Genomic DNA, 12,834 nt, shown 5'->3' with positions numbered 1-12,834 from the left:
TCGCTCTCAAACAAAAATCACCGGGATTCCCTTGGGAACTCGGACATGCGGAGCTTTGTCAAAACAATCCGCGTGGTGGGAACTTCGAGCAAACATCAGCCTGAGGAGGAACTTGACGTGAATAAAGTAGAGACGTTTGGCACAGCGGTGCGTGTGGCCTGCGATGTTGGCGGCACATTTACCGATGTATGCATCCTGAACGAGGCTTCCGGCAAGATACACGTCGCCAAGACGCCGACGACACCGGATCCGATCGACGGCGTGCTCAAGGGCATCGAAGCGGGCGGCGTCGCCCTTCGCGACATCATCCTGTTCTCGCACGGCACGACGCTGGCAACGAACGCGCTGATCACCCGCCGCTTCCCGCCCGCCATCATGGTGACGACCAAGGGCTTTCGCGACGTCATCGAAATCCGGCGTGGCACGCGTGACGACCTCTGGGACACTTACAAGGAAATGGCTCCTCCCTACCTGCCGCGCCGTGACCGGCTGGTGGTCACCGAGCGCATCGACTACTCCGGCAAGGTCATCGAAGGCGTCAACGAAACCGAGGCGCGCGAACTCGCCCGCGTCATCAGGAAGCGCAAGGTCAACAACGTTGCCATCTGCTTCGTCAATTCCTTCGTCAATCCCGAGAACGAGCAGCGGATGCGCGACATCCTGCTCGAGGAACTGCCCGGCGTTTCGATTTCGCTGTCGAGCGACATCATGCCTGAGATCTTCGAGCATGAGCGCTTCAACACCACTGTCGCAAACACCGTCCTTGGGCCGGTTGCGGGACTATACGGTGCCGAGCTCGAAGGCCGCATGCAGCAAGGCGGTTATGCCGGCGATGTGCTGCTGCTCCACTCCGGCGGCGGCGTGATGACCGCCAAGGGCGCGACGAAATTCGCGGCACGCCTTGCCGCTTCCGGTATCGCCGCCGGCGCAATCGCCAGCCGCTTCATCTCCGAACTGGCCGGATACAAGAACTCCATCAGTCTCGACATGGGCGGCACGAGCACGGACATCAGCCTCTGCTCCGACGGCCACCTCCACGTCACCAACGACTGGCATGTCGAATACGGCTATCCGATCCGCTTCCCAAGCATCGAGGTCCTGACCATCGGCGCCGGCGGCGGCTCGCTCGCCTGGCGCGACGCGGCTGGCGCGCTTCGCAACGGACCACAATCCGCTGGCTCGACGCCGGGACCGGTCTGTTACAACCAGGGCGGAACAGAGCCGACCAACTGCGACGCCAACGTCTATCTCGGCCGCCTGGGAACTAAGCTCGCCGGCGGCAAGGTCGAACTTGACGTCAAGCTTGCCGAAGGTGCCATCAATCGCGTCATCGCCGAACCTTTCGGCATGGACACGGAGCAGGCAGCACTTTCGATCCTCAAGGTCGCGAACGCCAACATGGCGGATGCCGTTCGCCTGGTATCCCTGCGCAAGGGCTACGATCCACGCGATTTCGCCCTGGTCGCCTTCGGCGGCGCCGGCGCGTTGCACGGCGTCGCACTGGCCAGGGACCTGTACATCCCCGTCGTCCTGATCCCGCCAAATCCGGGCGTCACCTCGGCCATGGGCTGCCTGCTTGTCGACATCACCCACGACATCACGCAGATGTACACCGACACGGTCAGCGCCATCGACATGGCCGAGCTCAACGACGCCTTCCGCGTCCTCGAAGAAGACGGGCACGACCGCCTGTTGAGCGAAGACATCTCGCCTGAGCAGATGCTGTTCCAGCGCTACATCGACATGCGTTACCTCGGCCAGTGGCGGTCCATGTCGATCCCGGTCAGCGCCGACATCACCAACCTCGACGAGGCGGTCAAGCAGTTCCACGAGGAGCATGGCCGCGAGCACAACTACTCCCGGCCCGATGCCCCGGTTGAAGTGTGCCGCATCCAGGTCAAGGCCACCGGCCTCAACCGCAAGGCAGAGCTCGCCAAGCACGAACTGCGCAAGGCCCCGCTGCCGGCTCCGGTTGGCGAGCGCATGGTGCGGTTCGACGAAGCGCCCGAGCGCATCAAGACGCCGATCTACGACCGCTCGACCCTGCATGCAGGCGCGGTGGTCGTTGGTCCCGCGATCATCGACCAGCTCGACTCCACCATCGTGGTGCCGCCCGGGATCAAGGCCGAAGTGGACGAGTACCTGATCATCAGGATGCACGTCCCGCAGCAGTCCTGAACGACGCACCTATCGCCACACAAATTTGAATTGGAGATTGGAAATGGCACCGAAAAAAGATCGCCGTACGCTCGATCCAGTTACCTTTGAAGTTCTGAAGAACGCCTATGTCAACATCGTCGACCAGATGGCGGAGCAGATCCTGCGCACCTGCTACTCGTTCGTCATCTACTCCCGCGACTTCTCCTCGGCATTGTGCGACCCGACCGGGGACACCATCATGCAAGGCAGCGGCGATATCGCCGCTCACGTTGGAACGCTTCACCTCACCGCCAAGGCGGTGATCAAGAAGTTCGGCAACGACGTTCATCCGGGCGATGTCTTCGTCATCAACGACGTCTACCAGGGCGGCACCCACTTCAACGACACCCGCCTGTTTGCGCCGATGTTCTATAAGGGTGAACTGCTTGGCTACGCCCAGGCCAACGGCCATTGGGCGGATGTCGGCGGTGCCGTGCCCGGTTCCTTCAACGTGAATGCGCTCGATCACATGGCCGAAGGCCTGCGCATCACACCGGTCAGGGTCTATAGCAAGGGCACGTATCTTTCCGACGTGGCCGAGCTGATCGCCCACAATACGCGCGCGCCAAGCGACATCATCGGCGACCTCCAGGCACAGGCCGAAGCCTGCCGGCTGGCGGAGCGCGAGATCCAGCGCCTGTGCGACAAGTATGGTGTCGACACGATCAAGAAGTCGTTCAACGAGGTTCAGGACTACGTCGAGGACATGACGCGCCAGCGCATCTCCGATTTGCCTGACGGCACCTGGGAGACCATCGACTACATCGACGTCGACCCTGACCTGGGCGAAGGCCTTGTCCCCATCAAGGTCAAGATGACCATCGATGGCGACCGCGTCCATTATGACCTGACCGGATCGCATCCCAAGTCCGTCGGTTCGTTCCTGAATTGCTGCTATGGCGGCGCGTTCGCGGCAGTTGTTGCCGGAACGAAAATGCAGTCACCTGATATTCCGATGAACTCCGGCTTTTACCGCGTGGTGACTGTCGACGCCGGTCCGTTGGGTTCGGTCGTCAATGCCGAATGGCCGACCCCGGTCGCCGGTTTCGCATCGGGTCCGTTCGAAAAGATCATGAACGCGGTGTTCGAGCTTTGGGCAGAGGTTCTGCCGGAGCGCGCCATGGCCTGCACTTTCAACCTCGACTATCTGTTGATCGGCGGCCGCGACACGCGCCACGAAGGCAAGCCGTACTTCATGTGGTACGACTGGATGGTCGGCGGCTGGGGTGCGCGAAACGGCCGTGACGGCTGGGCTGCCACCGGTCCGGTGTTCGGCGTCCAGCTCGGAACGCAGCCCTTCGAAGGCCAGGAGCGCCTGTCGCCGGTGCTGACTACCTGCCACGAGTTGATGACCGATTCCGGTGGCCCTGGCGAGTTTCGCGGCGGCCTCGGCGTCCAGAAGGGCGGCACGCTTTACGCCTGTGAGCGCACCGTGGTGTCTTACTGCTGCGACCGCGAACGCTCGATCACCTGGGGCCTGTGGGGCGGATTGCCCTCCATCCCGCATGGTGTGTGGGTCAATCCCGGTCAGGAAACGGAGCGCTATCTTGGGTCGCTGTTCTCCGGCGTGCCGCTCCAGCAGGGCGACACGGTCCAGCGCCCCTCGGCCGGCGGAGGTGGTCTCGGCGATCCGCTCAAGCGCGACATCAATAGCGTGCTCAGTGACGTGGTCGAAGGCTACGTTTCGGTGGAGCGGGCCAAGAAAGACTATGGCGTCGTCGTCCATGTGGTCGACACTGATCTCGACGAGTACAAGATCGACGAGAACGCCACGCTCGCGGAAAGGGCGCGCATCGCCAGCCACCGCAAGGAATGGCTGAACGAGGATGCCGAGAAGATCGCGGCGCTTTATCGCGACAAGAAACTCAACATGCTCGATCTGATCCGGCAGTACGGCGTGATCGTCGACTGGGGTTCGGGCGAGCTGCTTCCCAAGACCACCGCTGAGTTCCGCGAGATGCTGAAGCGCCGGACGGTTCCGTACTGGACTGCCTCGGGCCAAGCCGCCAACGCGACCCTCAAGGTCGCCTGATCAGGGAAGGCAGCAGGCTCATGTCACGGGCTTGCTGCCTTCTTCGCCAACGGGATTTGCACGATCAGAAGCAGAAGTCTGGCAATAATCAAAAAATCTGGAGATGAACCATGTCTGGAAGTCTCGATGTCGCAGGGGAATTAGACTATTCGCAACGGCCTGTCCCACCCAGTGGACGCATGCCGAAGATGAACCTCACTATGGCGTTTTGGGCGATCTGCAGCGCCATGTTCTTTCTCATCATCTCGGCTACGCTCGCCGAGATTTATGGTACCGCCAACACGATTATTGGCCTGATACTGACGGTCATTTCGTACTCGGCGATCAATGCGGTCATCACCAGATACGCGATCAGGACCGGCCTGTCGGTGTCGCTGTTCTCCAGGCTTTTGTTCGGCCGCTACGGATCGGCGATCGCCACCTTCATCTATGCGGTCAGCAGCATCTATTACGCCGTGTTCGAAGGCTCGGTCATCGCCATGGCTGCGACCTACTATTTCGAAGGCCTGACCTTCGCAGTCGCTGCCCTGATCGTCTGCATCTACAGCGTGCCGCTGATCCTCGGCAGCGTCCAGCACTGGCTCGACAAGTTCAACGGCTATCTTTTGCCGCTCTATCTCGTCGGCCTGATGGGCACCGTGATCTATGCCATCTCGCATTACGGCTATTCCAACGCCTGGCTGACCATGACGCCGGAAGGCGGCGCCCCGCCCTATGGCTGGATCAACGTCTTCATCGCCTTCATGGGCGTCTGGTGGATGATGATGTGCACCTTCGACTTCGCCCGCTTCGGCAAGAAGGAGGACGAGACCTACCACGCCGTGTTCAATTTCGGCCTGCCCTTCTACACGCTGACCTATTTCGTCAACGGCCTGGTCGGCATCTTCCTGGTGCAGACGATCCCGCTCGAGGGCGCAACCTCGGAGGTGTCGGTCGTCAAGGCGCTGATCGTGATGATGGGCGCGCTCGGGCTGCTGTTCGTCTGGATCAGCCAGACGCGCATCAACACCACCAATTTCTACCTGTCGACAGTCAACATGCAGGCGTTCTTCCGGCTGGTGTTCAAGCTGGAGATGCCGAAATATGTCTGGGCGATCATCGTCGGCATCATCGTCTATTTCGTGATGCTCGCCAATATCTTCCAGTATCTGCTCGTCGCACTCGCCTATCAGGGCATCTTCGTCGTCGCCTGGGTCGGCGTGGCGCTGGCCTACATATTGTGCGGACAGCATGACGGCAGCGGCGAGGAAAGTGCGCGGGATGACGACGATTTTCCGGCCTACTACGCGCCCGGAATGGTCGCCTGGTTCGGCGCGGTCGCGATCGGCATCATACTGCTCGCCATTCCGCATCTCGAACTGCTCTCGGCGCCAGCAACCGTCACCAGCAGCTTCCTTTTGTTCTGGGCGCTGTCGTCGCGGGTCAGAACTGTCGCCATTGCCTCCTGAGCCTGCCGGGCGCGGTCGCGTTCTCGAAAACCACCATCGAGAGCCGATGGCGCCCGGATTTGTTTCCCTTTGGCGCGAGTCAAACCGCGCCTCTCAGCCTGACAATCTCACTCGCCCGCCGTCATCGCCCTGCCCCCAGCCCATGCCGCCTGGATCGCCTGCCTGAGCTCGGCTTCCGAGATCGGCTTGTGCAGTATGCGGCTGCCGCTGGTGTTCACCTCCTTCAGCCGCGACGGCGAGGTGTCGCCGGTGATGATGATCGACGGCACGGCGTGACCGAGATAGGCACACAATGTCCGGATCGCTTCCAGGCCGGTTGCGCCATTCGCCAGGCGATAGTCGGAGATGATCAGGTCGACCGGCGCTTCGCCGCGCATCGCAGCCGCTGCGTGTTCAGCCTGAGCCTCCGCTGCCGATCGTCCCGCATAGACACGATGCCCTTCGATCGTGAGCAGTTGCTCCATTGCCTCGAGGATGTCGTTCTCATCTTCGACCACCATGATGCCACCAGTGATGGCCTCGCCAACCGTCTCGCGCTGGAGGATCGGCGCCCTCGCCGCGTGGACTTCGGGAACCGTGATCGAAAACATCGACCCGCGCCCGGGCGAGGATTTCAGCTTTAGCGGGTGCTTCAACAACTCGGCGGTGCGGCGAACGATGGCGAGCCCCAGGCCGAGGCCTTGAGTGCGATCCCGCGCCGGGTTCTGCAATTGCACAAACTCCTCGAAGATCGCCGTCTGCTGGTCGGCTGGAATGCCGGGCCCCGTGTCCCAGACCTGGATCTCGACGTGATTGCCACGCTTGCGGCAGCCGAGCACGACACCGCCCTCCTTCGTGTAGCGAAAGGCATTGGTCAGCAGATTGTTGAGCACGCGCTTCAGCATCATCGGGTCGCTTTCAACCTTAAGATCGCTGTCGACCACCCGCCATTTCAAGCCACGCTGCTTTGCCTCGGCGCTGAACTCCTCACGGAAGTCGCGGAAGAGTTCGCGCAGTCCGACCGTTTCACGGGCGACGGTGACAATGCCGGCATCGAGTTTGGAGATGTCTAGGAGCGCGTTCAACAGACCACTGAGATTGCCGATGATCGATTTGGCCCGGCCGGCGAGACCACGCGCCTGTTCTGCCGGCACGTTGCCGCGTTTCGCCAGCACGGCAATCGTCGACACCAGCAGGCTGAGCGCATGGATCGGCTGGCGCAGGTCGTGGCTCGCGGCGGCCAGGAAGCGGGTTTTGGCGCGATCGGCGTTCTGTGCGCGGTCGCGCTCTTCCTGCAGGTGCTCGACAAGCCTTTCGTTCTCCAGGCGCAGGCTGATCGTCTCGCGCAGCATGCGATAGGTGATGCGGCAGTAGTAGAAGTTGATCGCGACAAGCGAGGCGAGCAGAAAAAGGAAGCCGGTCGAAATCGCGCTGCCGCTGGTGATGACGCGCGCGGCGACCGGCAGAACCGTCGCGAGGATCGAGCCGACAAGCGCCGGTGGAAAGGCCGAAAATGAAGGCACGGTGCCGCAAACGAGACCTGTCAGCACCACAATGGTGAAAGATAGCAGAAGCGGTGTTTCGGGCAGGAAACCGACCCAGCCGAATATCCCCCACAACAGTCCCGAAACCCAGGACAAGACCGCCGCGAGCCACGCCCATCGCATGATGGACACCGAATCGTGCGGACGGCTGAAGAACCGGCGGGACGCGAGAACACGCACCGCCGTCAGCGTGTACAGCGCAGCAAGCCAGCCGGCCAACCAGGCCGTGGAAACGCCATTGCTCAGCACGTAGACGGCGGCGAGGGAAACAACGATGTTGGAGATGACCACGCCATACGAATTGCGGTAGAGAAGCTCAACGAGAGCCTGGCGTATCTTGTCTTCCTGCATCTGAGTCCCCCAAGTGCCGGATGAAGATCGCACAAGCTGTCCTCATCAGGGACAGTTGATCTACCGGCAATTTATTTCCCATAAGTTGGCGTTCTACCAACTTGCACCGCTTGACCATGAATGGTGACCATATGAACCGCCCTCTCACCTTCATCATCGCGGACGACCACGCGCTGGTGCGCGAAGGGCTGAAAATGCTCATCTCGACGATGGACAACATGTCGGTGGTAGCCGAGGCGGCTGACGGCGAAGCTTTGCTGGCGCAGGTAGCGAAGACACGCGCCGACCTTTTGATCCTCGACCTCGGCATGCCGGGCGTTGCCGGGATCCAGTTCATCTCCGACATCAGGGAGCTTGTGCCCCGACTCAAGATCGTGGTCCTGACCGCCAATATCGAGCCGAGGACGGTGCGCGCGGCGCTCGAGGCGGGCGCCAGCGGTTACCTGACCAAGGACGGTGACCCCGAGGAACTTGGTGAGGCGATCGAGGCGGTCAGGAAAGGCGGAACCTACCTCGCCCGAACCGTACGCTTCGCGATCAGCGAGCCGAGCCGAAACAGCAGGCCGTCGGCTGCAGCCGATATCCTTTCGCCGGTGCCGCTGACGCGGCGCGAACGCGAAATCCTTGCCTTGGTGGCGCAGGGGCTTACGGCGCGCGAGATCGCCGAGCGGCTCGGCATCAGCCCGCTGACGGCGCGCAAGCACCGGGAAAACCTGATGGGCAAGCTCAATCTCCACAGTGCCGCCGAACTGACCGCCTATGCGGTGCGCTTGGGATTGCCCACGGCGTGACAGCCGCGCACCGGCGTCGCCGCGGGCAACCCTCGAGTAAATATCTGCTTAACCATCAACAAATTAGCCAACACCCAGCGCGTTCCAAATACGGCATCTGTCGTATGTTTTCACGTCAGTGACGGGCCTACTCCTCTCCGCGATCGCATCATCCGGGAGGAGCCAGACATGCCATCGCTGCAACTGTGGATTCCCTTCGCCGCCGCAACGCTGGCCTTTGCCTGCATGCCTGGGCCGGCAATCCTCTACATGACCGCGCAGACCGTAGCGCTCGGCCGCAGGGCCGGGCTGATGGCAGCTTTTGGCGTCCATATCGGCTGCTATGTCCATATCCTCGCCGCCGCCATCGGCCTGACTTCGTTGATCGAGCAGGCACCGATGCTCTTTGCGGCGATCAAGCTTGCCGGCGCCGCCTATCTCGTCTGGCTCGGGCTCTCCATGTTCATGGGCTGGGGCAAGTCGACAAGCAAGGCCGCCAGCCCTGCTTCCCAAACCTTGCGCGACAGCGTCATCGTCGAGATCCTCAATCCGAAGACCGCCCTGTTCTTCCTGACCTTCCTGCCGCAATTCGTCGATCCCGCTGCAGCTTTCCCGTTGTGGCTGCAGTTCCTGCTGCTTGGCATGTTCGTCAATCTGGTCTTCTCGATAGCCGACGTCGCCGCCGTCGGCATCGCTTCGGTCACTCTTGCCCGCGTCGCATCCGGCGACGCCGGCTGGATCGTGCCCAAAGCCTGCGGCTCGATCCTCATCGGCCTTGGCGTCGCCCTCGTCGGCCACCAGGTCTGACCCGGCACCGGACCGATCCATGCATTCGCATCGGCCCCCCTTGACTGGCAGGCGCGACAAGCTACGCTAAAACGAAATACCGGCCCCGACTGCCGGGTGGCAAACATGCCTCGTATGCCTCGCCTCTTGGCGGTGGCTGCGGGGCATTTTTGTTTTTGGGAGGATTTATTGAAGTCGCGCATCGAAATCGGCGTGCTGTATTCGCGCTCGGGCAGCTATGGGCTCGTCGCCAACGCGTGTCACGCCGGCACGATGCACGCCATATCAGACATCAACGCCGATCCCACACGCGGCATCGAGCTCGTCGCCATCGAACGCGACCCCGGCGGCAACATCGACCGCTATGCCCCGCTCTGCGAAGAGATCCTGCGGCAGAGCAAAGCGCGTCACGTCGTCGGCGCCGTCACCTCTTGGAGCCGCAAGGAAGTCATTCCCGTCCTCGAAAAGGCCGGCGCGGCGCTCTGGTATGCGTGCCCCTACGAAGGCTTCGAGGCAAACGAGCATGTCGTCTACATGCATGCGTGCCCGAACCAGCACCTGGTGCCGTTGCTTGCGCATGTCGTGCCGCGCTTCGGCGCTGACGGCTTCCTGCTCGGCTCCAATTACATCTGGGGCTGGGAGACCAATCGCGTCGCCCGCGACCTGATCGCCGACGCCGGCGGCAAGGCGCTGGGCGAGCGCTACTTGCCGATCGGCGAGACCGACGTCTCCAGGCTGATCGACGAGATCAGGGTAACCAAACCGTCCTTTGTCCTCAACAATCTGATCGGCACCTCTTCTTACGCCTTCTTCGCCGCCTATTCCGAACTGGCGCGCACCGATCCGCATTTCGGATCCGAGCGCTGCCCGATCCTGTCGTGCAACCTGACCGAGGCCGAGCTGCCGGCGATCGGCGAAGCCGGCCGAGGGCACCTGTCCGTCGGGCCCTATTTCCGTGACGGCAGCAGCGCCACATCAGATACACCGGCTTCCTCCTTCGAGGCTTCGGCCTATGCCTCGGTCATGGTGCTGGCAAAGGTGCTATCGGCCAATCCCGGGGCAGGCTTCGCCGAACTGTCCACCGCCTTTGCCGGGGCCAGCTTCGCGACGCCATTCGGCAACATCGCCGTCGACCCGCGGACCCAGCACGCGACCCTGCCGGTCGAGATCGGCCGGATATCAGGGCTCGGCTTCGAGCGCGTGAGCCACATCGAACGCGTTGCTCCGGACCCGTATCTTTCGCGCTACGACCGTACAAAAACCTTCGGCCGCCAACGACTCAAGGTCGTGTCATGAGCCGTGTCTCGCACATCCCCAATCTCGGCGGCGCCAGGGCATTCGTGCTGCATCGCCCCCATGCCACCGTCAGCGCGATCGCGCGGCAGCTCGCGGCCATCGGCCTCCAGGTGGTCGATTGCTGGCCCGAATTGCCGGCCGAGGCACTGGCGGCTGATTTCGTGTTCTTCGACGTCGACCTCGGCTTCGACCAGCAGTTTCCCTGGCCGCGCGGTGCAGCACCCATGCCGACGATCGCACTGATCGGCTCGGAAGCGCCGGGCCGCATCGAGTGGGCCTTGTCGCACAAGGCCGACGCGCAACTGTTGAAGCCGGTCGGCAATGCCGGGGTCTACAGCGCCCTGCTCATCGCCCGCCAGAGCTTTGCCGCCCGCCGTCGGCTGGCCGACGAGGTCGCGGCTCTGCAATCGCGCGTCGCCGAACGCCAGACGATCGTGCGCGCGGTCACTGCCCTGTCTGGCCAGGGCTTCGACGACGAACGCGCCTACGCGCAATTGCGCTCGCTCGCCATGAACTGGCAGGTCAGCCTCGAAGAGGCAGCCCGGCGTGTCGTCGCCATGACCGAAAAGGAGGGCGGCGTTGACCAGTCCCATCGCGCCTGAGATCCCCGCCATCGCGCCACCGGCAAGGCCGCGCGCCGGAGTCTGGAGCCGCCTCGCCAAGCGGCCACTGGCACTGACCGGTCTGGTGATCATCGCCGTCACCGTCGCCGGCGCGCTGCTTGCTCCATATCTTACCGGCTACGATCCCAACGAACAGCTGTTCGACGGCCTGACGCTCGAGGGTGCGCCGCTGCCGCCCAGCGCCACTTTCTGGCTCGGTACCGACCTGCTCGGCCGGGACCTTTTGACCCGCATCCTCCACGGCGCACGCACCTCGCTGATCATCGGCATCGTCGCCAACGGCGCGGCACTTTTGATCGGTACACTTGTCGGCATCACGGCCGGCTACTTCCGCGGCTACATCGGGGCTGCGCTGATGCGCTTCACCGACCTGATGATGGCGTTTCCGGCGTTGCTGCTCGCCATTTGCCTTGCTGCCGTGTTCCAGCCCAGCCTGTGGATCGTCGCCATGGTGATCGCACTGGTCAACTGGGTGCAGACAGCCCGTATCATCTTCACCGAGACGAGCTCGCTTGCCGAACGCGAATTCATCGACGCCGAGCGCACCATCGGGGCGAGCACGGGGCGCATCCTGTTCCGCCACATCCTGCCGCATCTGCTGCCGACGATCATCGTCTGGGGCACGCTCGGCATCTCGACCACGGTGCTGCTGGAAGCCACGCTTTCCTATCTCGGCATCGGCGTGCAGCCGCCGACGGCATCATGGGGCAACATCATCTTCGAGAACCAGACCTACTTCCAGGCGGCTCCCTGGCTGGTGTTCTTCCCAGGTGCTGCGATCCTTGCGCTGGCGCTCGCCTTCAACCTTGTCGGCGACGCGCTGCGTGACATTCTCGACCCGACGCAAAGGGGCCGGGCATGATCGCCTACCTCGCCCGCCGACTGATCCAGGCAGCGCTGATCCTGCTCGGCGTATCGCTGATCACCTTCGCCCTGCTCTACCTTTTGCCCGCTGATCCGGTGCGCCAGATCGCCGGCCGCAGCGCGACGCCGCAAACCGTCGAAAGCATCCGCCAGCAGCTCGGGCTCGACCAGCCCTTCATCGTGCAGTACTGGCGCTATCTCACCAACCTGCTCAGCGGCGATCTCGGGCGCTCCTACATCCAGCGCTCGGAGGTCAGCGAGCTGATCGTCTCGCGCCTGCCGGCCAGCCTGCTGCTCATGGTCGGCGCGATCCTGTGCGAACTGGTTATCGGCTTGAGCATGGGCCTTATCGCTGCGGTCAAGCGCGGCACCGCCACCGACCAGGCGCTTATGGTCGGCTCCTTCATCGGCGTTTCGGCACCGCAATTCGTCGTCGGCCTGCTGTTGCTCTACGTCTTTGCCGTCAAGCTCGGCTGGTTTCCGATCGGTGGCTACGGCACATGGCGGCACATGGTGCTGCCGTCGCTGACGCTCGGCATCCTCGGCGCCGGCTGGTACTCACGCATGATGCGCTCGTCGATGATCGACGTGCTGCGCCAGGACTATGTCCGCACGGCCCGTGCCAAGGGTCTTGCCCAGCGCGCCGTCCTGTTTGGCCACGCATTGCCCAACGCCATCCTGCCGGTCGTTGCCATGATCGGCATCGACATAGGCCTGTTCATGGGCGGCATCGTGGTGGTCGAAAGCGTGTTCGGCTGGCCAGGCATCGGCCAGCTTGCCTGGCAGGCGATCCAGCGCGTCGACATCCCGATCATCATGGGCGTCACGCTGGTCTCCGCCTGCGCCATCGTGCTGGGCAATTTGCTCGCCGACATCGTCGCCCCATTCATCGATCCGCGCATCAAGCTGCGCTGATCCAAAGCCAGATCAAAAGACTGCAAA

At 62.8% G+C, this 12,834-nt stretch carries 10 protein-coding genes; 9 read left to right on the top strand and 1 reads right to left on the bottom strand.

What is annotated here, in order from left to right; genetic code table 11:
- Window positions 1–117 precede the first annotated feature (117 nt).
- From IHE39_RS03215 to IHE39_RS03205, 3 genes are all read left to right on the top strand, one after another.
- A complete protein-coding gene (locus IHE39_RS03215; RefSeq protein ID WP_343070053.1) occupies window positions 118–2,178 on the top strand; it encodes a hydantoinase/oxoprolinase family protein in 2,061 nt (686 codons plus the stop codon).
- A 43-nt stretch (window positions 2,179–2,221) separates the two neighbouring features.
- Window positions 2,222–4,231: a hydantoinase B/oxoprolinase family protein gene (locus IHE39_RS03210; RefSeq protein ID WP_184768670.1), complete on the top strand. Its 2,010-nt coding sequence runs from the start codon at window positions 2,222–2,224 to the stop codon at window positions 4,229–4,231.
- Between the two features lie 227 nt (window positions 4,232–4,458).
- Entirely contained in the window at window positions 4,459–5,679 is a 1,221-nt protein-coding gene (locus IHE39_RS03205) for a purine-cytosine permease family protein (RefSeq protein WP_246485372.1), read from the top strand.
- Window positions 5,680–5,786: 107 nt separating this feature from the next.
- Here IHE39_RS03205 and IHE39_RS03200 read toward each other — a convergent pair whose 3' ends face one another.
- A complete protein-coding gene (locus IHE39_RS03200) occupies window positions 5,787–7,553 on the bottom strand; it encodes an ATP-binding response regulator (RefSeq protein ID WP_192565484.1) in 1,767 nt (588 codons plus the stop codon).
- Window positions 7,554–7,684: 131 nt separating this feature from the next.
- Here IHE39_RS03200 and IHE39_RS03195 point away from each other — a divergent pair, with 131 nt between their 5' ends.
- The 6 genes from IHE39_RS03195 to IHE39_RS03170 all read left to right on the top strand — a co-directional run bounded on the left by IHE39_RS03195 (window position 7,685) and on the right by IHE39_RS03170 (window position 12,807).
- Complete coding sequence (locus tag IHE39_RS03195) at window positions 7,685–8,344, top strand: response regulator (protein WP_192565483.1); 660 nt, start codon at window positions 7,685–7,687, stop codon at window positions 8,342–8,344.
- A gap of 168 nt (window positions 8,345–8,512) precedes the next feature.
- Window positions 8,513–9,130 carry a LysE family translocator gene (locus IHE39_RS03190; RefSeq protein ID WP_192565482.1) on the top strand — a complete coding sequence of 206 codons (618 nt, stop codon included), beginning with the start codon at window positions 8,513–8,515 and terminating at the stop codon, window positions 9,128–9,130.
- Between the two features lie 168 nt (window positions 9,131–9,298).
- A complete protein-coding gene (locus tag IHE39_RS03185) occupies window positions 9,299–10,405 on the top strand; it encodes a transporter substrate-binding protein (protein WP_192565481.1) in 1,107 nt (368 codons plus the stop codon).
- A complete protein-coding gene (locus IHE39_RS03180; RefSeq protein WP_192565480.1) occupies window positions 10,402–11,007 on the top strand; it encodes an ANTAR domain-containing response regulator in 606 nt (201 codons plus the stop codon). The genes IHE39_RS03185 and IHE39_RS03180 overlap by 4 nt, the downstream gene beginning before the upstream one ends.
- Window positions 10,985–11,890, top strand: coding sequence for an ABC transporter permease (locus tag IHE39_RS03175; protein ID WP_192565479.1), 906 nt, complete (start codon window positions 10,985–10,987; stop codon window positions 11,888–11,890). Before IHE39_RS03180 ends, IHE39_RS03175 begins: the two co-directional genes overlap by 23 nt.
- The gene (locus IHE39_RS03170; RefSeq protein ID WP_192565478.1) at window positions 11,887–12,807 is read left to right on the top strand and encodes an ABC transporter permease; all 921 of its coding nucleotides are present in this window, start codon (window positions 11,887–11,889) and stop codon (window positions 12,805–12,807) included. Before IHE39_RS03175 ends, IHE39_RS03170 begins: the two co-directional genes overlap by 4 nt.
- The last annotated feature ends 27 nt before the right edge of the window (window positions 12,808–12,834 follow it).

This window comes from Aminobacter carboxidus (assembly GCF_014863355.1).
Lineage (GTDB): Bacteria > Pseudomonadota > Alphaproteobacteria > Rhizobiales > Rhizobiaceae > Aminobacter > Aminobacter carboxidus.
Note: the sequence above shows the minus strand (reverse complement) of the source record. Positions and strands in the feature narration are given on the sequence as shown.